We start from the raw sequence: 22,376 nt of genomic DNA on the forward strand, positions 1-22,376 counted from the left end.
GACCTGTAGATGAAACGTGTTGTAATCACTGGTATGGGTATTAACTCATGTATCGGTAACTCTTTAGAAGCAGTTACTCATTCACTTCAAAATGGAATCTCCGGGACACGTTTTAACCCAACTTATGCTGAGCTCAATTTTAAGAGTCATGTCAGCGCTGCTGCAGAACAAGATTTTGACAATATTGATCGTAAATTAAAACGATTCATGGGCGTATGTGCAATGTACGCTTATAACTCTGCTGTTGCCGCTGTTGAACATGCTGGCTTAAAAGCAGAAGATTTAGCAGATAATCCACGTTATGGTATTGCTGGCGGTTCAGGTGGTGGTTCAACTGCTTCTGTTGTAGAAATGACTGAGCTTTTAGAAACTAAAGGTGCTCGTAAAGTTGGTCCTTTCTTCGTGCCACGTAACATGACAAACACAATTACTGCAAACGTGGGTGTTGCATTTAAACTTCAAGGTATTGCTCACTCAATCGCAAGTGCTTGTGCAACTTCTGCAGATGCAATTGGTTATGCATATAACCTTATTCAACTTGGTAAACAAGACCTTATGCTTGCTGGTGGTGGTGAAGAAGATCACTGGTCTCAAAGCTTATTGTTTGATGCTATGGGTGCTTTATGTTCTAAATACAACGACACACCTGAAACAGCATCTCGTCCATATTCAAAAGACCGTGACGGTTTCGTTATTGCTGGTGGTGGCGGTTTCGTTGTTCTTGAATCTCTTGAACATGCTCAAGCACGTGGTGCAAAAATTCTTGCTGAAGTTGTTGCTTATGCTGCGAACAGTGACGGTGCAGACATGGTTGCTCCAAGCGGTGAAGGTGCGACTCGTTGTATCTTGATGGCTCTTGAAGAAGCAAAACAACACGGCGTAGAAAAAATTGACTATGTAAATACCCATGGTACTTCTACACCAGCTGGTGATGTTACTGAACTTAAAGCAATGGAACGTGCTTTTGGTGAAGGTAAAGTTCCACCTTTAAGCTCAACTAAATCTATGACTGGTCATAGCTTGGGTGCTGCTGGTGTTCATGAAGCAATTTACTCTGTATTAATGCTTCAAAATGACTTTATTGCTCCAAACATTAACGTGACTGAACTTGATGATGGCACTGAAGGTTTTGATATTGTGCTTGAAAAACGTGATGCAAAATTGAATACTGTAATGAGTAACAGTTTTGGCTTTGGCGGTGTAAACGCTTGCCTAATTTTCAAGAAGTGGGATGCATAATCCCACCTAGGATTAACGATGGATGCACCTTCTGATGCTTTTTTGTGGGTAAAAGCATTACATATTATTGCTGTGGTTTGTTGGTTCGCTGCTTTGTTCTACTTACCACGTCTTTATGTTTACCATGCAATGAGTGAGGATGCGGCAAGTCATCAACGCTTTGAAGTGATGGAACGTAAGTTGTATCGAGGTATTATGTGGCCATCTATGATTGCCACATTAATTACCGCCCATTTTCTTGTAGACTGGGGCGATGCAACTCGACATTACCATGAAGCCACATGGTTCTATTTAAAAGTTGGATTAGTGGCTTTATTAGTGATTTATCATTTAGTTTGTGGTTACTATCGCAAAAAGCTTATTGGAAATGCTCACTATAAATCACATAAGTTCTGGCGTTTTTTCAATGAAATGCCAACCTTAATTTTATTTGCTGTTGTGATTTTAGTTGTCGTAAAACCTCAGTTTTAACTGGGGTTTTTTATTATCTAAGATTTTTAACTGAATTCTTTTATTCATTTCACTGGCTTAACCTATTCATAATTTATTTTTCCGAGCAAAAGACTTTTACAGCAATCTTGATACATTCTTATAAAAACACCTCATCTATTTTATAAATTCAATAAACAGTAAGGATAAAGCATGAAAAGTCTGGCTTTTATTCATCGTAACGATACTCGTTTTGCAGTCGGCGATTTTTATCCAGTTCTTTCTGTTTTTTCCTACCATGAGTTAGGTAATACACTCTCCCCCTTTTTACTACTCGACCATTTAGGCCCCGGAAAAATTGCACCGTCTATAAAACGTAGAGGAGTCAATGATCATCCCCATCGTGGGTTCGAAACGGTAACACTTGTTTATGCAGGTGAACTCGAACACAAAGATTCATCTGGCGGAGGTGGGTCTATAAGTGCTGGCGATGTGCAATGGATGACAGCAGGCGCTGGTGTAATTCATCGGGAATTGTTTAGTGAAGAATTTTCTAAATCTGGCGGTGCTTTTGAAATGATCCAGCTTTGGGTCAATTTACCAGTAGCAGATAAAATGAATTCTCCACACTATCAAAGTTTAAAGAAAGCTGAAATACCAGTGGTAAAACTGGAAAATGAGGCTGGATTTGTACGTATTATTGCCGGGCGGTTTAATCATGTTATAGGACCCGCGCTTACTCACACACCTATTACCTTATTAGATGTAGAGCTCCGCGCAGGTCAGCAAGCCATTTTCCCTGCTCAATCTGGTGAAACAGCTTTAGTTTATTTACGTTCAGGCCGAGTACAATTTCAAAAAGATGAAGAAGTCCTAGAGGAACAAGGTTTAGCAGTGATGTCAAACCAAGGAGAGCATTTCTCTATTACGGCTTTACAAAGTTGTAAGTTACTTATTTTGACAGGACAACCCATTACAGAACCGATTAATGGTCATGGTCCATTTGTAATGAATACTTATGATGAGATTTTACAAGCCTATGATGATATTAAAAATGGAAGATTTGCCAAGTAAAACAGCCTAACTACCGCATGCGAAACAAATGACAGTTATTTGCGTCTGTCTTTCAACATAGTTGATGTATGTTATGCTACAAATTAACAGATGAACTTATTTACTAGCAAAACTATGTTCACTCTCAACGCTTTTAAACTTGTCACATATCGACAATTTATTATTTTCACCCTTTTCATTTTTCGTCACTTAAAAAGCTATCCGATTCGATTTCTTACACCAGAAGAAAAAGCTTTAGCGCAAAAGGTTTTTGGAGATTTTTTAGATTGTGACCGCCCTAAAATTATTGCTACTCGTTACTTACCTTGGCAAGCCCATGGAATTTTGATGGCTCCAAATGGAAATATTTATGTCAATCTTTCTGACTACAGTAGTAATTACGCGCTAGAGTCTAAATTCATACAAGGCATTTTTATTCATGAGTTGGCTCATGTCATGCAATACCAACGAGGTATTCATGTACTACTAAAAGGCGCTTTACTACAAACGGCCTACTATCTGAGTTTTAAATATTACAACCCATATAAATACACTTACCATCCTCAGAAAGCTTTTAGCTCTTACAATATTGAGCAGCAAGGAGAAATTGCTAGAGATATCTGTTCAGGTAAGCTACCAAATATTATTTGTTCACCTCACTTTGATTTGTAACTAAATAATCAAGATCGTCTTCAACGTAACTTTTTTGCTAACTTATAATCAGAAAATTTATAAACAAAAAAATATGAAAATAAAGTTGAGATCTGAGTTTATTAATGTCAAATTATTGAAAATAAGTATAAAAACTTATTCCAAAATTTGGAGTGTTAAGGCAGTATACAAACAATAAAAATAATGAAGCTTGTTTCTATTGTATACAGAAAATCTCGTTATTTTTACGCAGAAAATATGTGATTGGTATATATTATTGATCTTGACATTTTTGTTTACTATTTTACTTGTTTATTATCGTGCTATACACATCGTTGAAAAATTATATTCATAAAAATCAACACTATGTGTATTTATATTCGTTATGATCTAGGATTAGGTTTGAATGAAAAGTTTTAAAGTTGCCCTTGCTCAGTTTTCTCCGCATATTGGCAATATTGACTCAAACACCCAAAAGATGATTGAGCAAGCAAATCAGGCGAAAAAACAAGATGCTGACCTGATTATTTTTCCTGAGCTTTCTGTGATTGGTTATCCAGCTGAAGACTTATTGTTACGTCCAAATTTAAATAAACGTATGCAAAAGGCTTTTGCTCAACTTAGCGAAGTTAAAGATATTGTGATGGTTTTCGGCTTCGTAAACCAGACAGAAGATGGTCAACGTTATAATTCAGCTGCTGTCATGAAAGACGGTCAGGTTTTAGGTGTCTTCAATAAACATAACTTGCCAAACTATGGCGTTTTTGATGAAAAACGTTATTTCCAAAAAGGCCATCAGCACTTGGTATTTGAGTACTTAGGTCATAAGTTTGGTGTACTCATTTGTGAAGATATCTGGTCAATCAATACAGTAAAACAATTAAGCCAATTAAATGTTGATACTGTACTTGTGCTTAATTCATCTCCATATGAAGTGGGTAAACCACAGCATCGTAAACAGACATTAAGTGAGCTTGCAAAGCAGCTTCATTTAAACATTGTTTATGTCAACCAAGTTGGTGGGCAAGATGATTTAATTTTTGATGGCACAAGTTTTGTCAGCAACCAAAATGGTGAAATTGCTTTACAAGCGCCAAGCTTTAAAGAAGACCTGTATATAGCTGAATTTGACCGCGATACAAAATTATATAAGGTCACCGAGTCTGCTCCTGCATTGGAAACTTTTGCAGAGATCTATCAAGGCTTAGTCATGGCAACACGTGACTATGTAGAGCGCTCAGGTTTTCCTGGAGTAATTTTAGGTCTTTCTGGCGGTATTGACTCTGCCCTTACGCTCGCTATTGCAGTTGATGCAATCGGTGCTGAAAGAGTTCAAGCTGTGATGATGCCTTATACCTACACTTCTCAAATTAGTGTAGAAGATGCAGCTGAACAAGCTCGCCGTATGGGCGTGACTTTCGGTATTGCTGAAATCCACTCAATCGTAAATAGCTTCATGCAAACTTTATATCCGTTCTTTGGTAATTCACCAGCCGATGCGACTGAAGAAAATTTACAAGCGCGCGCTCGTGGTACATTGCTTATGGGCTTATCTAACAAGTTTGGTAATTTAGTCCTTTCTACAGGTAATAAATCTGAACTTTCAGTTGGCTATTGCACACTTTATGGTGACATGGTGGGTGGCTTTGCTGTTCTCAAAGATGTTTATAAAACAATCGTGTTTGAATTAGCAAAATACCGTAATAGCTTAAGTGAAACTCCGGTTATTCCTGAGCGTGTGATTACTCGCCCACCTTCAGCAGAACTTCGTCCAGATCAAAAAGACCAAGATTCTTTACCAGCGTATGATGTATTGGATGCTATCCTTTATGCATACATTGAAGAAGATTTAGGTCAGGCAGACATTATTGCCAAAGGTTTTGATAAAGAAGTTGTTGAAAAAGTCATCCGTTTAGTTGATCGTAATGAATACAAACGTCGTCAAGGTGCGATTGGTCCGAGAATTACTTCTCGTGCATTTAGTCGCGAACGACGTTATCCGATTGTCAACGGTTGGACAGCGAATGACTGAGCAGAAAAACTCATCAAAAACCACAGCACTTGCTCAAGCACTTTTGCTTGAGCAGGTGGAATTTTTCAAAAAACAATTATCGATAGAAAACTCACCTATTTATTTCCAGCAGTTCATTCAACTGTTTATGCAACATGCTGACGAAATTAAACTTTATGAAGTTGTAGATTTAGAACAATTACAAGCCGTTGTGAAACGCTATGCTTTTGAAATGCAGCTGGGTGCAGGCTTACTTGAGTTTATTGGGGAAATTGCACAGCGTATTTATTTATCTGCCATGAAATCTCCAATTCAGCTACAAGACTTGGTATCCGATCACCAGTTTGAAATGTGGCTTTCCAAGTTTTTGGAAATGGAGCATATCCCTCAATATCTAAATGAGTTTTTAAGAACCAGCCCTTCTGTTCAACAACTTTGCCAATATATTGCTACTTCAACCTTAGAACAAAAATTACCTAAATTTCTAACTGCCACTACAGTGAATGACTACCATTTTGAATGGCAGCATAAACTTAAAAAATTCTCGTTTTTACAGCAACAACGTCTCGAGCACAAACTTGAAACTTGGATTGCTAGTTTTATTCATGAACAACTTACAGAATTAAGTCTTTTGTCGGCTGAAGATTTAGAAAGCTTGGTGCGTCATATCTGGGAAGATATTAGACATAAAAAAATGTATGAGTTTATGAAACAGCTCACTCCTCTCGATGTGGAAGAGTTCTTTGTTTTAATTTATGAATACTGGAAAGAATTACGTCAATCGCAATTTATGCAAGATCTTATTTTGTATGGCGTCGAAGTTTTTTATGATTTTTATAAAGACCAAAGCCTATTTGAAGTGTTAAGTGAGATTGGTTTAACCGAAACCGATTTACAAACTGAAGCTTTACGTTTTTATCCGAAGGTTATGGATGCCTTTAATGAGCATGGTATTTTGGAACCGTTACTTCAAGCGCTCTTAGCTCCTTTTTATCAAAGCTCAAAAACACTCGATATGATTGAAAAACATTTTAATGAGTAAAAAATAGATAAAAAGAAACCACGCAGGAGCGTGGTTTTTAAAATGGTGGCTATGACGAGACTTGAACTTGTGACCCCCGCATTATGAGTGCGGTGCTCTAACCAACTGAGCTACATAGCCGTAAACTGTGTGCGCATTATCTATAGTTCTGTATAGCAGGTCAATACTTCAAAACTCTTAATGCCCACCAAATGAACAAATATGATTCAGATCATCATTATTTGTTCATTTTTTAGCAAATTCATACTTTAAACAATTGATCGGCCACAGAAATATATTAAAGATCTAATACTAGTTTTTTACCTTTTGCTCTTGATACACAAATCATCATGCTCTTCTGTGAAGCCTTTTCGGCATCACTTAAGTATTGATCGAAGTGTTCTGCTTCACCTTCTAAAATAGCCGTTTCACATGTACCACAAACCCCTTCTCGGCATAGACATTCCACATCAATATTTAATGTCTCAATGGCTTGTAAAATAGTCTGATTACTTTGTATTTCAATTTCCTGATTAGATTTGGCAAGTACCACCGTAAATGCCTCACCATCTTCAGGAACTGTTGAGGCAAATTGTTCCCAGTGAATGTATTCATCGCGGTAACGGTGCTTGTTACAACAATCAATCACCGCATCAATCATAGGTTTAGGTCCACATACATATACATGTGTGCCTTTTGGTTGCGATGAAATTAATTCGTCTAAGTTAAGCATGCTGCCTTCTGAATCAACATAACTAAATACGTGCTCTGGATGTTTTTGCTTTAATTCATCAAGTAAAGCCGCGTGTTCAGGTGAACGGTAAGCATAATGTAGCTCAAAGTCAGCACCACGTGCCACAAGCTCATCCATTTGCGGTAAAAACGGTGTAATACCAATACCACCTGCAATTAAGATATGTTTAGTACCTGTTTCAGCTAGCGGGAATAAATTTTTTGGTTCTGATATCTGGATTTCACAGCCTTCATTGCACTGATCATGCATGAAAACTGATCCCCCCTTACCTTCAACATCCTTACGAACACAGACTTGATAAGTTGATAAGTCTTGCGTACAGCCCATCAATGAGTAAGCATTGGAAAGTTGATCATTCATTTTGACAATAATATGGCTTCCCCCACTAAATCGAGGAAAGTTCTGCCCATCTTGACGTTTGAACGTAAACCGTTTGATTAAAGGGGTTAGCTGTTCCACACGAGTAACAACTGCTGGGAACATTTCATAATGACTAGCCATATTAGAATCCTTCTTTTACCGCATATTCTTGTTGTTAGGGCTTATCCTTAAAGCCCTAAACACATGTATTTAATAGTCATGAATTCTTCAAGACCATATTTTGAACCTTCACGTCCAACGCCTGATTGCTTCACACCACCAAATGGTACAACTTCATTTGAAATTGCTGTGGCATTCATACCGACCATTCCATATTCAAGCTGTTCCGACACTCGCCATAAACGTGAAATATTTTCGCTATACACATACGCTGCCAAACCGAAAATCGTGTCATTTGCTTGAGCAACCACATCTGCTTCATCTGTAAAACGAATAAGCGGCGCAACTGGACCAAAAATTTCTTCTTGGACAATTTCCATTGTACGGTCGACATTAGTTAAAACTGATGGTTCATAAAAGGTTTGACCTAAAGCATGCTGCTTACCACCACAGGCAACCTTAGCACCTTTACTCACCGCATCATCAATTAACTGCTGTGCTTTCAAAACTGCTTTTTCATTAATTAATGGGCCAATTTGTACGCCATCTTCAAGTCCATTACCGACTTTAAATTTTTGTACTTCTTGTACAAACTTCTCGGCAAAAGCTTGATAAATATTGTCATGTACATAAATGCGGTTAGCACAAACACAGGTCTGGCCTGCATTACGGAACTTGGCAAAAATCGCGCCTTGTACAGCTTTATCTAAATCGGCATCATCAAACACAATCAGAGGAGCATTTCCGCCTAACTCAAGCGCCAATTTTTTAATGGTGCTTGAACACTGCTGCATTAGTAAACGGCCCACTGGCGTTGAACCAGTAAAAGTTAACTTCTTCACTTTTTCATGTGAAGTAAATACCGAGCCAATTTCTTGAGATTTACCAGTAACAACATTAATCACACCAGCTGGTATACCCGCCTTTTCTGCAAGCTTTGCAATCGCTAATGCACAGTAAGGTGTTTCATTGGCTGGCTTAATCACGACCGTACAACCCGCTGCTAAAGCTGGCGCTGCTTTACGGGTAATCATGGCAATTGGGAAATTCCACGGCGTAATCGCAGCCACGACACCCACAGGTTCTTTACTAATAATAAAACGCTGCTGTTTATTTACGGTTGGAATCACATCACCATAAATACGCTTGCCTTCTTCGGCAAACCATTGAATAAATGATGCAGCATAGCGAACCTCACCTTTTGCTTCTGCTAAAGGCTTGCCTTGCTCAATGGTCATGATTAAAGCAAGTTCATCGGTATGATCGAGAACCAGTTTATGCCAAGCCAACAAGATATCAGCACGATTTTGGGCAGTTAAAGCTTTCCAACTTTGTAAAGCCATATAGGCAGCTTCAACTGCTTGCGTTGCCTCTGCCGCTCCCATATTCGGAATTGTGCCAATTTCTTCCCCTGTAGCTGGGTTACTCACCGGAACAGTCGCATTCGACTGTGCAGCTAGCCATTGCCCATTAATATAGGCTTGTTGCTGAAATAGTTCAGTACTTTGTAAACTCGACATATCATCTTCCTAACTGAAGAATCAGGTGTAAGTGATCTTTACACCTGAATAAATCCATTTGTTTTATTTATGATGCTGCGCCACTAAATGTTGGAAGTAGGCAATACCATGCTCACTAATCCCTGAGCGTTGCTTGTCAGTCATAATACGACCTTGGCCACGATAACCACGTGATTTCAAACCACGTTGCACACTTTCAACCAAGTTCAAATCTTCAGGACGGAATACATTGCGATACCACTCAATCAAATCTTTTTGATCTTGAGTAAGCTCTTCATTTGTAAAGTAAATATCGTAATGCTGCAAAGTTGTTTCTGCATCAACTGGAAACTCATAGATCACAGTCATGAAGTTGCTGCCCGGTGGTACGTTGAACATGGTACAAGGCCAAGTCCAGAACCCATGAAACTCAGGATCTGTTACTGATGGATCAAGCTTAAATGACTTCTCAGATGAACGCGCAAAACCGTACTGTAATGTCCAGTTTTGATGTGTGGTGTGCCAATATTTGTCGACTTGTACTGAGTCAGCAAAGCCCGGATGTGCAGGCCCACAGTGATAACATTCTAAGTAGTTATCGACAATAACTTTCCAGTTTGCTGGCGTTTCTGTTACAAAACGAGCCGCCAATTTCAAATCTTTAATTACGCTACATGCTTGATTTAAACGCTCAGCAAAGCCTGGAAGCTGGTCTTCTACACAAGTCGCATTTTCATCCATATTAATGAAAACAAAACCTGCATATTCCTCGACTTTTAAAGGCACCATACTTGAGTTTTCTTTATCGAAAGATTCAACATGGTCACAATTACGTGCCAATGCCAAGCTACCGTCTAGCTTGAAAGTCCATGCATGATATGGACAAGTAATGACATTTTTTGCTTTACCACTGCCACTTAAAAGCTCATGGCCTCGGTGTGGACACACATTATAAAACGCACGTAGAACACTATCTTTACCGCGAATGATGACAATATTTTCACCAATTACTTTACGGGTAATATAGTCATTTGGCTGAGCCAACTCACTGCCATGTGCAACACAAATCCAGCTTTTAGCAAAGATTGATTCTTTTTCATGCTCATAAACTTGAGATGAAGTATAGAAAACTTTAGGGAAAGTCCATGCAACATCTGGGTTTGCGCAAAAATCTTCAGGTAATTTTTCAACTGCACTCATGTTTTTACTCCATTAAATTCTTTTCGTCCAAATGACTCGATATTAAATTGATGTCTTTTCGGCACTACTCAACATGCGGCTTATTGCACTTAGCATGTTTTGATATAAATGTTGAACTTCCGGACAGTCACGCATCAGACGTAAACTGCCATGTAATAAACCTTTACCTAAATGAAATTCGTTAGGGATGCCTGCTTGTTCCAGTTTTTGGGTAAAGAGATAACCGTCATCACTTAAAGGGTCATACTCTGCAACTGCCACAAAACTTGTAGGCATATCTGAAAAATCAGTTGCCAATAAAGGTGCTAGACGTAAATCCTGCCACTCTTGTGAATTCGGTGCATATTCCTTTAAATAAAAATGCATATCTTCAGCCGTTAACAACGGTGCATGGGCGTGCTTTTGCACGGCTGGGGTATCAAATGCTGTCGTTAAACATGGATAAACCAATGCCAGCCCTTGAGCTTGCAAACCACTATGTTGTAGATCTACTGCAAGAGCGGCTGCTAAATTACCGCCTGCGCTATCACCTGCTAGAACGATATTTTCGCTATCGATTTGCCAAGCTGAACCATGCTGTTTAAGCCATTGATATACCGCTAAACAATCTTCAAAAGCTGCAGGAAAATGATGTTCTGGTGCTAAGCGGTAATCTACACCAATGACAACTGCATTTAAGTCCTGACATAAATAACTGGTAATAAACTCATGTGAATCGAGTCCACCGACCATCCAACCACCGCCATGTAAATACAACACACTTGGCCAACCAGCTTCAGGTCGATTTGTTTTTGGTAAATACACACGAACAGGAACTTGATGCTCATCATTTGCAACAACTCGGTCTTCTACTTCAATCTTGCCATCACGTGGCAAAGTGTAGTGTCGGCACATCGCGTCATATGCTGCACGAATTGAGTCAATATTTGCATCTGCTGGTGAATAAATGCTGCTCCAGTACACTAGGCTTTGCATTTCTTCACTTAAGACATAAGTAGTCTGTTCACGTGTCGTCATTACCGTTCCCTCTAGCTGGTTTTTCTATCCAGTTTGATTGAGCTTGCAAGCTCAAGCTGCATCCGTTTTGCATGTTCATCTTGAGACTGGTTTAAACCAATTTCCGCATCATCATAACCTTGTTGCTCAATTAAATGCGATGGGACTTTGGCATAATCCTGAATTAGCCATTTCACTAAGCCATAGGTTTGAATCAGAATAATCACGATGAATGGTAAAGCCGTCACAATAGTTGCCGTTTTCATGGTGTCTAATGGTGCTTTACTAAAAATCATAGCAATTGGAACTAAAGTCAGCATGACACACCAGAACAGACGAGCGTTTGGCGATGGATCTTGTCCTTCACTTAAACCGCGTGTACATGTTGCTGAAACCGCATATCCGACCGCATCCATATGCGCTGCCAAGAACACCACCATGATGCCGAGGAAAATCCACATCATTAATTTTCCGGCAGGTAACAGACTGAGCAATTGACCAATCGCAACCTCACCACCCTGTTGACTTAAGATTTGCGGTACATTGACAGCCCCATGAATAAAGCTATAAACGCTGTAGTTTTCAAACACACCAAAGATGAACCAAAGACCGACACTGCCGCCAATTACCATGGCAAAGATCACTTCTTTAATGGTACGACCTTTAGAAACACGCGTTACAAAGAGTGCCACACCCGGTGCATATGAAATCCACCATAACCAGTAGAAAACAGTCCATTCTCGAGTAAACTTGCCGTCACCCATTGGGTCGGTAAACAAACTCATATCGACAAAGTTGGTTGCCATTAACCCAAAACTCATTAATGAGTTATTCAAAATGAACTGAGTCGGACCAAAGCAAAGTACATAAATTGCAAATAACACTACACCCAAACACACCATATGGCTTAAACGCTGCATGCCCTTGTCCATACCTACATAAGAACTTAGTGCGAACAGAACTGAAACTGCCAAAATAATGATAACCTTGGTCATAAAGGTATTTGGAATACCTGTGAGCTGAGACAAAATATTGGTAAATGTCACGGCAGTGAGTACCAATGAGATCGTCAATGCGCCAAACATGCAAAGCAAGAACATTAAGTCGACTAAACGACCAACCACGCCAGTTGATTTAAAACCTGTCACAGCCTCAATTACTGAAGCTAAGCTTAATCCCTTGTTTTTTCTCACATGATAGCTGTAGCACAAAGAAATTGATGCCAAAGCATAAATTGCCCAAGCACTTAAGCCAGAATGAAAAAACGAGTAAGCCACGCTATATTTCAATGCTTCTGCTGACTCAGGCGGTAAGCTCAAACCCGGAGTTTGATAATAGTAAGCCCAGTCCAAAAAGCCCCAGTACAGTGTGGAAGAACCAATACCTGACAAGATGAACATAAAAATCCATGACATTGTGCTGTATTGAGGTTTTCCTTCTCCAAGCTTAATTTTTCCGTATTTACTAAAGGCAAGACCAAAAGTAAAAATGATGGCTAAAAAAGCAAACAGTAATACTGGGGTTGTAAATACCGATGTCGTCCATTGCATCCACGTTGCAGCAATCTTGATCGACTCTTGCGAATAAATCGCCAAACCAGCAACTGAAATAAATACAAACAGTAAGCTAGTTACGGCAAGAACTTTATCCGTATAAATTTTTGTGTTTTGATTATCCATATCCATACATCCATTTTTGGATGGCGTTATTCCATAGCGAATACGTCCATTTTAGTTTGGGCTACACATGATGCAATTGCATCTCCTACCTCATAAGTTTTCGCCTGACCGCCGATATCGGCTGTCTTTGGCCCATTAATTAAGACATTCTCAATCGCGTGCATAATATCCTGACCTGCTTGGATACAACGCTCGTCTTCTTCACCAAAGAACTCGAACATCATGGCACCCGACCAAATCGCAGCGATTGGGTTGGCAATTTGTTTACCGTAAATATCTGGTGCTGAACCATGTACAGGTTCAAACAGTGATGGGAATTTTCTTTCTGGGTTTAAATTTGCTGAAGCAGCCAAACCAATGGTTCCCGTACATGCAGGACCTAAATCGGAAAGAATGTCGCCAAATAAATTCGATGCCACAACCACATCAAAACGCTCAGGTTGCAACACAAAACGAGCCGCCAAAATATCAACATGCTGTTTATCAGCCTGAATTTGTGGATATTGTTTTGCCATCGCATCAACGCGCTCATCCCAGTACGGCATGCTGACAGCAATACCATTTGATTTAGTCGCTGCAGTAATTTTTTTCGCATCACGTTGATTTGCAAATTCAAATGCATAACGCAAAATGCGATCTACACCATGACGTGTAAATACAGCCTCTTGTAAAACAAACTCTCGGTCTGTTCCTTCAAAAGCTTTGCCACCAATGGCTGAGTACTCACCTTCACTGTTTTCACGAACCACATAAAAATCGATGTCGCCCGGTTTTTTACCCACTAATGGACATTTCACCCCAGGCATTAAGCGTACTGGACGTAAATTCACATACTGGTCAAAACCCCGACGAAACTGGAGCAGTGAACCCCAAAGCGAAATATGGTCAGGCACTTTATCTGGCCAGCCTACAGCGCCAAAATAAATTGCATCGTAGCCCTGCAAAGTTTCAAACCAGTCATCCGGCATCATTTTGCCGTGCTCAAGGTAATAATCGCAGCTTGCCCAATCGAAAGCATCTAACTGAAGCTCAATGCCATGCTTCTCTGCTGCTGCCTTTACAACCTTAATGCCTTCTGGTAGAACTTCTAAACCAATGCCATCGCCTGCAATCGTGGCAACTTTATATCTTTTTGCCATAAGCTTCCTTCACACCTTCGACTAATATCCTTGTATGGCTTAAACATGATGTTTTAAGCAAAAATGATCAACAACGGAACTATCAATCCAATGGACACGGATCGTGAATAATCTACCTAACCTATCGGATTTAAAGGTTTTTTGCACAGTCGCCAAACTAAAAAGTTTTGTCGAATCTGCTGAGGAACTTGGGACATCGCCAGCTTTTATTAGCAAGCGAATTAATATTTTAGAAAACACGTTAAGCTGCAAACTTTTTCATCGCAGTACACGTCACGTTAGCCTGACGGAAGATGGCAAACTTATTCTTGAGAGAGTTTCAAATATTCTTGAGGAATTTGATGAAGTTTGTGAACTGGTCAATAACCCACTCAGTACACCTACGGGTCGTATGGATATTATTAGTAGCTTTGGTTTTGGCAGAAAACATATCGCACCAATTTTGTCTAAATTAATGATGCTTTATCCAAAGCTTCAAATACATTTTGACACCATCGACAATACCAAGGACTTGATTCAACACAGTATTGATTTAGACATCAGAATTGGTAATGAAATTGCGCCAAACATGATTGCAAAGAAGTTAGCTTCTAATTTTCGAATTTTATGTGCAGCACCTAGCTATTTACTTAAACACGGCGTACCTGACAGTATTGAAGATTTGCAAACACATGACTGTTTAACGATTAGTGAACGTGATCAATCATCTGTACTATGGAAATTTAGACATGCTTCTGAAGATGTTTCAGTGCATATCAAACCACGTTTTGTTTCTAATAACGGCGAGATTATTCATCAGCTTGCCATAGAAGGCCACGGTATTATTTTCCGTTCGATTTGGGATGTTGCAGATGAATTGATTACCGGCCAACTTCAGCATATTTTGCCTGAATATTGGCAAGACGCAGATGTATGGGCGGTTTATCCATCCCGTCTGAAAAGCTCTTCCAAACTGCAAACCTGTATTTTGTTTATTCAAAATGAATTACTGAATCGTTTACAGCATGTACAAAACCTAAACCGCGGACAACTCATTTCACCAGCCGTCAAACGAGAACCACCGCCTGAAAAAGTCTTTCTATAAAAAAACCCTAAGTGAGCCTATTCACTTAGGGTAATCGTTTGCTTTTAAATATTAGAAATAATATCCAATTGAAAGATAAAACAGTTTATCCCAGTCATTACTACTACCTTGTGCAAGGCCATTTGCCCCACCACCTACCATTGGATCATTTTTACTCATAATATATTCACCTTGAATACCAATAGCTTTGTAATTAAAATAAACGCCTGCAATTAAACGCTCAGAGTCTTTATAGCCATCCTCATCTTTGAAAAAGCGACTATGAGAAATATAAGGCTTAATATTGGTAAGTTGATGAAATGGCTGAGCGAAGGTGTAATTAATTTCATTAACCAAATACTTACCCTTATTCGCTACTTGATATGGATAGTCGAAAGCACCAATAGTTGAACTATTTGGAAATAAATCATCTCCATTCGTGACATCTTGCTTACCTGCTAAGAACATCCATTGCCAAGCTTGGTATTGTGTTTGAGCAAACACATTCCATGACTTACGATGTCCATCTATGTTTGTTCTTTTATTTTCTAAATCAGAATACCAAAACGAACCACCCAATTCTGTTGAAAAATTTTGAGCTTTATCAATTTCAAATTTTCTAGATGCGCGGCCAATCCACATATTTTTTTCTTCAATATTAGTGCCATTGGACAAGTCATCAGCTTCAACAAAATTACCACTATATCGGCTTGAGTCCTTTGAAGTACCCTTATAATTTCCACCATCAGATGGATAAAAACCTAAGGTCAAATTATATTTATCATCTGCAAATTTATATTTAATTCCTAAATTATCAATATCTTCTAAACCAACGGTATTTAAAAGTGTCTCGTAATAACTGCTGCCCCAAAATTCTCCAAAGCCAAAATCAACAGGTTGTAAACCTACTGTAACTCTTTGTTGGTCAGACAGTTTATAACCTGCCCATGCTTTTTTTAGAAAAATTGCATCACACAGGCGATTATATTGGTAACAACGAGCATCTAAGCCCGCAATCCAATCTGGATTTTCGTAACCCAACACTAATTTAATATCTGTGAGTCGCCAGTCATCATTTTGAGAGCCTTCATTGGCCCCAACCACATAGTCCTTATGTAAATAACGGGAACGTACCGCACCAGACACTTTAAATTGACCCGAATCTAAAGTTGGATCACCCCAACTCAAATCAGCCGCAGAAACTTGTGCTCCAGCAGTTAAGCTTAGAATTCCTAAAAATAATAATGACCTTTTCATGTCTTCAACATCCTTGTTAAGTGTTATAAGAACATGAAGAAATTGGGTTAGACAAACAATGCCAGAACTATAAAGTCGGTCTTTACAAACTGTGTTTAATCAAAAAATAAGCATAAAAAAAGACCACGCAGGAGCGTGGTCTGTAAAATGGTGGCTATGACGAGACTTGAACTTGTGACCCCCGCATTATGAGTGCGGTGCTCTAACCAACTGAGCTACATAGCCGTAAACTGTGCGCGCATTATCTTAGCTTCTTTACCGCGCGTCAAGAAAAATTTTAAATAAAATGAGGTGAAGTGAGCCTATAAGCCGGGTTCTGTCGAGGATGGTCATTCCTCTAGGCGTACAATCACTCATACGCTCAAGCGACCTACCCGAATCCAGTACGGGCCGCACCTAGGATTCCTATTTGGTCTTGCTTCTGGTGGGGTTTGCCATGCCGTGAACTGTTACCAGACACGCGGTGCGCTCTTACCGCACCCTTTCACCCTTACCTCACGAATGAGGCGGTCTACTCTCTGCTGCACTTTCCGTCGGCTTTCACCGCCCAGGCGTTACCTGGCACCCTGCCCTATGAAGCCCGGACTTTCCTCTCCTGCTTCAGTCACGGAGACCTCCACAGCAGCGACCATCCGGCTCACTTCGAGGGCGCATATTAACAAATTTATTCACTAATTGCTTGTGCTTTTTTGAGCAATTAATCTTTTATATTTGTCTAATAGCTGTTCTTCCGTTTCCTCATGCTGCGGATCTTTAGGAATACAGTCGACTGGACAAAATAATTGACATTGTGGCTGATCATGGTGACCAACGCACTCGGTACATAAATCTGGATTAATTTCATAAATCACTTCACCCATAAAAATAGCTTCATTTGGGCAAACTGGTTCACAAACATCACAGTTTATGCACTCATCGGTGATATATAACGACACTTTACCAACCTTGTTGATGTTTACGTTCAAAAGCTTCAACCACAGCTTGCGGAACAAACTTGGTTACATCACCTTTTAAGCGTGCAATTTCTCGAATCAACGTCGAAGAAATAAAAGAATACTGTTCAGAAGGTGTTAAAAACACGGCTTCAAAATGTGGGTCCAACTGGCGATTCATATTAGCCAATTGAAACTCATATTCAAAATCAGATACTGCTCTTAAACCGCGAAGTACTGCTGTAGCCTTTTGTTCTTTGAAAAAATTAACCAATAAACCATCAAAACCTACAAATTCAACATTTGATAGATGGCCTAATGATGACTGTGCCAGTGCAACTCTCTCTTCTAGACTGAACAAAGGATTTTTATGATGTCCAATTGCAATCGCTACTACGACCTCATCAAACATTCTTGATGCTCTAGTAACTAAATCAACGTGCCCATTTGTGATAGGGTCAAATGTTCCAGGATAAATTACACGCGTTTTAGACATCCGCTAGTACTCTAATTGTATTGTGCACCTATTTTAGCAAAAGTTATACATGAGGCGAAATATTGATATGTGGGAAAAAACTTCACCTTGGCATCAGTTTACGGCACAATAGGGGCAATTGTGGAAGTTTGAATTATGGCGAAAGCAACTGTAGTAAAGAAACATAATGGCGGAACCATCGCACAAAATAAACGTGCCCGTCATGATTATTTTATCGAAGAAAAATTTGAAGCTGGCATGTCTTTACTCGGCTGGGAAGTAAAGTCTTTACGTGCTGGTCGTATGAGTTTGACAGAAAGTTATGTCATTTTTAAAAACGGTGAAGCATTTTTATTTGGTGCACAAATTCAACCGCTCCTTTCTGCATCTACACATATCGTGCCGGAAGCTACACGTACACGTAAATTATTATTATCTCGTCGTGAACTTGAAAAGCTTATGGGTGCAGTGAACCAAAAAGGTTATTCGTGCGTTCCATTAGCATGTTACTGGAAAGGTCATCTGGTCAAGCTTGAAATTGCACTCGTGAAAGGTAAACAACTCCACGATAAACGTGCGACTGAAAAAGAACGTGACTGGCAACGTGATAAAGCCCGTATATTTCATAAATAATAGACTAAAAAGCCTCTATAAAGAGGCTTTTTTATTTTTTACTAATTTAATCTATATAAAAGTCCAGCAATATATTCACCAAACCATTTAGCAGTATCTAAATCACCTTGTGGCGGTGTAATTTCAACTGGTGCATTATCTGATTGAGTCATCAACCCTAAACAGCTCGATAAACGGTTTAAATCAGTTTCGGTATGGCCTGTTGTCATTAAAGGCAAACCAGACCAGAGCATGCCATGCTGCATCGCAAAAATATTAAGTTGTTGCAAAACCGCTAGCTTATCACCACTCAGGCCACCTGAATTTGCAAAACCCGCTGCTAATTTGCCTTGCCATAAACGATTTTTCCAGCGTTTGGAGGTACTATCCATAAACTTTTTAAAGTCGGCAGTTACACTCCCCATATATGTTGGAGAACCAAAAATAATACCCTGTGAGGCATCTAAAACATCCCAGTCAATGTGCTCAATATTCATCACATGTACTTTAACACCCATCACTTGTGCACCAGCAGCAATAGCAGATGCTACCTTTGCGGTATGACCATATGGACTGTGATAGACAATAGAAAGATGTTTTTCAGGCAAAGACATAAGCTTAATATTTTGAGCGATTTTTTGTATTTTATCATTTTATTAAAAGTTGCTAAACCGTGATCTAAGAATATCAAAAATTAGCTTTTAAGCAGTTTATTTAAGTAAATACTGAAAATACAAAAAATAAAAAACTCCCTTATATTATTTTTAAATTTAAATAACATAAGAGAGTAATATCACAACAATCGTACTTCTAAAATTAAATACGATTTTTATAAATTACATAAAAACAAAAGTTGCCATACGGCCAGTTTTAGCATCACGGCGGTAAGAGAAATACTCTTCTTGCTGTTGATATGAGCATTGATCGCCGCCTAAAACTTGCTTAACACCAAGGCCTTGCAAAATAAAACGAGCAATCGCGTATAAATCTGCATGAAATTTATCTGGAGCTGCTCCATCAATAAATGCAGTTTCCAATTCAGGATATTTACTACAAAAAGCAGTTTTTACTTCGGCTCCAATTTCAAAGCAAGGTTGACTAATCGCAGCTCCTAACCACGCCCAAGTTGGAGGGCTTTGCATTGCAGCAACTGTATTTTCAATAATACCGCCCGCCAAACCTCGCCACCCTGCATGTAAGTTGGCAACTTCAGTGCCCTCTGCGTTACCAAGTACTACAGGCAAACAATCGGCTGTCATCATCATTAACGCATGACCTTTGGTTTGAGTAATCAATCCATCGCCAATTAAGGCTGTAAAGGGAATTTGTTCATTTACCGTATGACAAATCGTACTATGCGTTTGGGTCATCCATGTCATTTTCTTAACACCAAACTGAGCAAATTCGTCTAAAAGCATCATTCGATGCTGCTGAACGCGTGCAGCTTCATCTTTAACGTGTAAAGCAAGATTAAACCCAGTTAATTCGGTTTGGTCCGTTGGCAAAGCCAAAGGATGTTGAACACGTGTCTGCCCTACAAATACGCCTTGCGGTAAACCTTGAACAAATTCCATATGCATGTCCTTAATATGCAGCGTTTTCTGAACGTAGCACATTAACCAACTGAGTAAAATCTTCAGGCCAAGGTGCTTCAAATAACATTTCTTCACCAGTACGCGGATGTTTTAAACCCAACTTAGCTGCATGCAATGCTTGACGTTTGAAACCACGTAAAGTTTCAATGAGTAATTCAGATGCACCAGCAGGTACACGTACACGGTTCATATAAACCTGATCACCAATCAAGCCGTAACCAATATAACTAAAATGCACACGAATCTGATGAGTTCGGCCTGTTTCAAGACGAGCTTGCACACGAGTAAAATCTTTAAAACGCTCTTTTACGTTGTAATGCGTCACTGCATCACGCCCACCCGGTAAAATCGCCATTTTCACACGGTCAACTGGGTGGCGTTTAATTGGCTCATCAATCGTACCGCCAGCAATAATATTTCCATAAACAACTAAGTCATATACACGATAAACCGACTTATTTGCCAACTGTTTACTTAAAGAAAATTGCGCTTCTAGTGTTTTAGCAACAACTAATAGTCCACTGGTGTCTTTATCAATACGATGTACTAAACCAGCACGAGAAAGTTCTGCCAATTTTGGAAAATGATAAAGCAAGGCATTCACTAAAGTTCCAGAGGTATTACCTGCTCCTGGATGCACTACCATCCCTACTGGTTTATTAATGACTAAAATATCATCATCTTCATAAACAATATTAAGTGGAATGTTTTCAGGTTGACTCGTCGTCTGAGCTTCAAGCTCAACTTCGAGCGTAAGTAGCTCTGTCCCTTCACAACGATGCTTAGGTTTAACAATGTTACCATTCACCAACAGATGGCCATCCTTCAACCATTGCTTGAGCTTTTCACGCGAAAACTCACTCCACACCATGGCTGCAACTTGGTCGATACGTTGCCCTAAGTAGCTTTCATCTAACTGAACTTGCAACGATAAACGTGTTGCAGTTGTATCAGAAGTATGGTTATCTGCATCCTCAGAATCTTCAAGTAAATTGAAGTCGGTTTCAGAGAAGTTTGTGTTTGAAGATTGTGCTGAAGTCATTTGATCATTGAGATAAAAGTGGTTTAATAGCGCAATTGTAGCTCATTGCCCAACATAACAGAGGAGTTTTTATGTCGCTACCACGTTATAAAATTACGATGCTTGCCTTATCTCTAGGTGTAGCGTCTGCATTTGTGGGCTGTAGCAGCAATCCAAGTAAAAAAGAAGTGGTCGATACTGGCCCGCAATCTAGTGAACAAGCATATTTTGAAAAGGCCCAAAAATCTCTTGATCGTGGTCAATATCTTGAAGCTACTAAATCTTTAGAAGCGATTGACACCTATTATCCAACTGGACAATACGCGCAACAAGCACAACTCGAACTTCTCTATTCAAAATTTAAACAAAAAGATTATGAAGGGGCGATTGCTCTAGCTGAACGCTTTATTCGTTTAAATCCTCAGCATCCAAATGTAGATTATGCCTACTATGTACGTGGCGTATCTAACATGGAGCTGAACTATGACAGTTTATTGCGCTACACATCTTTGCAACAATCACACCGTGACATCAGTTATTTAAAAGTTGCTTATCAAAACTTTGTTGATCTGATTCGCCGCTTCCCAAGCAGCCAATATTCTGTCGATGCAGCACAGCGTATGAAATTTATTGGTCAAGAGCTTGCTGAAAGCGAAATGAATGCTGCACGCTTTAACGTTAAACGTAAAGCATGGGTTGCAGCAGCTGAGCGTTCACAATGGGTTATTGAACACTATCCACAAACACCTCAAATACCAGAAGCATTAGCAACTTTGGCATATAGCTATGACCAGTTGGGTGACAAAGCAACTTCACAACAATACATTGAAGTTTTAAAGCTTAATTATCCTAGCCTTGTTAATAAAAATGGCACAGTAAACATGCGTGCTGCCCGTAAAGAAGGCAACTGGATTAACCGTGCTACCTTGGGTATTCTCGGCCGTGAATCTAAGTCTACAACACCTGATACTACGACTACTGAAACAGAACCTAAACGTAGTCTACTGAACCGTGTAAGCTTTGGTTTAATGGGTAATTCTGGCAAAGAAGAAACTCAAGAAACAACAAAAGCACCGGTTGAGACTCCAAAAACTGAACGTAGCTGGACTAACCGTTTAAGCTTCGGTTTACTTGATAAGCCTGAAAAAGCAGCAGAAGGTGCAACCACTGCACCTGCAGCATCTTCAACTGAACCGGACGACGCTGCTCAATAAGTCATAACAGCTTAAAAATAACCAACAAACAGGCAAGTGATATGACTTGCCTGTTT

The 22,376-nt window shown here is 39.4% G+C and carries 21 protein-coding genes, 2 tRNA genes and 1 other RNA gene; 9 read left to right on the forward strand and 15 right to left on the reverse strand.

Annotation, left to right across the window (positions count from 1 at the left end):
- Nucleotides 1–9: 9 nt before the first annotated feature.
- The 6 genes from F984_RS14100 to F984_RS14125 all read left to right on the forward strand — a co-directional run bounded on the left by F984_RS14100 (nt 10) and on the right by F984_RS14125 (nt 6,425).
- The gene (locus F984_RS14100; RefSeq protein WP_002050356.1) at nt 10–1,239 is read left to right on the forward strand and encodes a beta-ketoacyl-ACP synthase II; all 1,230 of its coding nucleotides are present in this window, start codon (nt 10–12) and stop codon (nt 1,237–1,239) included.
- Nucleotides 1,240–1,257: 18 nt separating this feature from the next.
- Complete coding sequence (gene hemJ / locus F984_RS14105) at nt 1,258–1,710, forward strand: protoporphyrinogen oxidase HemJ (protein ID WP_002050435.1); 453 nt, start codon at nt 1,258–1,260, stop codon at nt 1,708–1,710.
- Nucleotides 1,711–1,881: 171 nt separating this feature from the next.
- Nucleotides 1,882–2,742: a pirin family protein gene (locus tag F984_RS14110; protein WP_004710255.1), complete on the forward strand. Its 861-nt coding sequence runs from the start codon at nt 1,882–1,884 to the stop codon at nt 2,740–2,742.
- 90 nt (nt 2,743–2,832) lie between these two features.
- A complete protein-coding gene (locus F984_RS14115) occupies nt 2,833–3,393 on the forward strand; it encodes a hypothetical protein (protein WP_006581592.1) in 561 nt (186 codons plus the stop codon).
- A 385-nt stretch (nt 3,394–3,778) separates the two neighbouring features.
- Nucleotides 3,779–5,404 (forward strand): NAD+ synthase, encoded by a 1,626-nt coding sequence (locus F984_RS14120; protein ID WP_004710259.1) that lies wholly within the window; start codon nt 3,779–3,781, stop codon nt 5,402–5,404.
- Nucleotides 5,397–6,425 carry a hypothetical protein gene (locus F984_RS14125; RefSeq protein ID WP_004710260.1) on the forward strand — a complete coding sequence of 343 codons (1,029 nt, stop codon included), beginning with the start codon at nt 5,397–5,399 and terminating at the stop codon, nt 6,423–6,425. Before F984_RS14120 ends, F984_RS14125 begins: the two co-directional genes overlap by 8 nt.
- A 43-nt stretch (nt 6,426–6,468) precedes the next feature.
- On the opposite strand, the gene F984_RS14130 is transcribed toward F984_RS14125, so the two are convergent.
- From F984_RS14130 to F984_RS14160, 7 genes are all read right to left on the reverse strand, one after another.
- Nucleotides 6,469–6,545 (reverse strand) — tRNA-Met (locus F984_RS14130).
- 157 nt (nt 6,546–6,702) lie between these two features.
- A complete protein-coding gene (gene cntB, locus F984_RS14135) occupies nt 6,703–7,659 on the reverse strand; it encodes a carnitine monooxygenase, reductase subunit CntB (protein ID WP_004710262.1) in 957 nt (318 codons plus the stop codon).
- A 47-nt stretch (nt 7,660–7,706) separates the two neighbouring features.
- Nucleotides 7,707–9,158, reverse strand: a complete 1,452-nt coding sequence (locus F984_RS14140) for an NAD-dependent succinate-semialdehyde dehydrogenase (RefSeq protein ID WP_004710264.1) — start codon at nt 9,156–9,158, stop codon at nt 7,707–7,709.
- A gap of 63 nt (nt 9,159–9,221) precedes the next feature.
- Complete coding sequence (gene cntA / locus F984_RS14145) at nt 9,222–10,337, reverse strand: carnitine monooxygenase subunit alpha (RefSeq protein ID WP_004710265.1); 1,116 nt, start codon at nt 10,335–10,337, stop codon at nt 9,222–9,224.
- Nucleotides 10,338–10,379: 42 nt separating this feature from the next.
- On the reverse strand, nt 10,380–11,354 hold the full coding sequence (locus F984_RS14150) for an alpha/beta hydrolase (RefSeq protein ID WP_004710268.1): 975 nt from the start codon (nt 11,352–11,354) through the stop codon (nt 10,380–10,382).
- A gap of 11 nt (nt 11,355–11,365) precedes the next feature.
- Nucleotides 11,366–13,018, reverse strand: a complete 1,653-nt coding sequence (locus F984_RS14155) for a BCCT family carnitine transporter (protein WP_006581588.1) — start codon at nt 13,016–13,018, stop codon at nt 11,366–11,368.
- Nucleotides 13,019–13,038: 20 nt separating this feature from the next.
- Nucleotides 13,039–14,151, reverse strand: coding sequence for a tartrate dehydrogenase (locus tag F984_RS14160; protein WP_004710273.1), 1,113 nt, complete (start codon nt 14,149–14,151; stop codon nt 13,039–13,041).
- A gap of 103 nt (nt 14,152–14,254) precedes the next feature.
- On the opposite strand from F984_RS14160, the gene F984_RS14165 reads away from it, so the two are divergent.
- On the forward strand, nt 14,255–15,235 hold the full coding sequence (locus F984_RS14165) for a LysR family transcriptional regulator (RefSeq protein ID WP_004710275.1): 981 nt from the start codon (nt 14,255–14,257) through the stop codon (nt 15,233–15,235).
- Nucleotides 15,236–15,286: 51 nt separating this feature from the next.
- Here the strand turns inward: F984_RS14165 and F984_RS14170 are convergent, their stop codons facing one another.
- The 5 genes from F984_RS14170 to coaD form a co-directional block, all read right to left on the reverse strand.
- Entirely contained in the window at nt 15,287–16,471 is a 1,185-nt protein-coding gene (locus F984_RS14170) for a porin (protein WP_004710277.1), read from the reverse strand.
- A gap of 148 nt (nt 16,472–16,619) precedes the next feature.
- Nucleotides 16,620–16,696, reverse strand: a tRNA-Met gene (locus F984_RS14175).
- Between the two features lie 64 nt (nt 16,697–16,760).
- Nucleotides 16,761–17,115, reverse strand: an RNA gene (rnpB, locus tag F984_RS22200) — RNase P RNA component class A.
- Nucleotides 17,116–17,142: 27 nt separating this feature from the next.
- Nucleotides 17,143–17,406, reverse strand: a complete 264-nt coding sequence (locus F984_RS14180) for a YfhL family 4Fe-4S dicluster ferredoxin (protein ID WP_001979799.1) — start codon at nt 17,404–17,406, stop codon at nt 17,143–17,145.
- 1 nt (nt 17,407) lies between these two features.
- Nucleotides 17,408–17,899: a pantetheine-phosphate adenylyltransferase gene (gene coaD / locus F984_RS14185; protein WP_000047853.1), complete on the reverse strand. Its 492-nt coding sequence runs from the start codon at nt 17,897–17,899 to the stop codon at nt 17,408–17,410.
- 135 nt (nt 17,900–18,034) lie between these two features.
- Here coaD and smpB point away from each other — a divergent pair, with 135 nt between their 5' ends.
- Nucleotides 18,035–18,511, forward strand: coding sequence for an SsrA-binding protein SmpB (gene smpB / locus F984_RS14190; protein WP_001029798.1), 477 nt, complete (start codon nt 18,035–18,037; stop codon nt 18,509–18,511).
- Nucleotides 18,512–18,552: 41 nt separating this feature from the next.
- On the opposite strand, the gene F984_RS14195 is transcribed toward smpB, so the two are convergent.
- The 3 genes from F984_RS14195 to rluD form a co-directional block, all read right to left on the reverse strand.
- Nucleotides 18,553–19,104 (reverse strand): flavodoxin family protein, encoded by a 552-nt coding sequence (locus F984_RS14195; protein ID WP_004710280.1) that lies wholly within the window; start codon nt 19,102–19,104, stop codon nt 18,553–18,555.
- A gap of 222 nt (nt 19,105–19,326) precedes the next feature.
- The gene (gene pgeF / locus F984_RS14200) at nt 19,327–20,064 is read right to left on the reverse strand and encodes a peptidoglycan editing factor PgeF (protein WP_004710282.1); all 738 of its coding nucleotides are present in this window, start codon (nt 20,062–20,064) and stop codon (nt 19,327–19,329) included.
- A gap of 10 nt (nt 20,065–20,074) precedes the next feature.
- Entirely contained in the window at nt 20,075–21,127 is a 1,053-nt protein-coding gene (rluD, locus tag F984_RS14205; RefSeq protein WP_002050385.1) for a 23S rRNA pseudouridine(1911/1915/1917) synthase RluD, read from the reverse strand.
- A gap of 71 nt (nt 21,128–21,198) precedes the next feature.
- Here rluD and F984_RS14210 point away from each other — a divergent pair, with 71 nt between their 5' ends.
- Nucleotides 21,199–22,320, forward strand: coding sequence for an outer membrane protein assembly factor BamD (locus tag F984_RS14210; RefSeq protein ID WP_002050442.1), 1,122 nt, complete (start codon nt 21,199–21,201; stop codon nt 22,318–22,320).
- Nucleotides 22,321–22,376 lie beyond the last annotated feature (56 nt).

Source organism: Acinetobacter nosocomialis NIPH 2119 (assembly GCF_000368085.1).
Classification (GTDB): Bacteria; Pseudomonadota; Gammaproteobacteria; order Pseudomonadales; family Moraxellaceae; genus Acinetobacter; species Acinetobacter nosocomialis.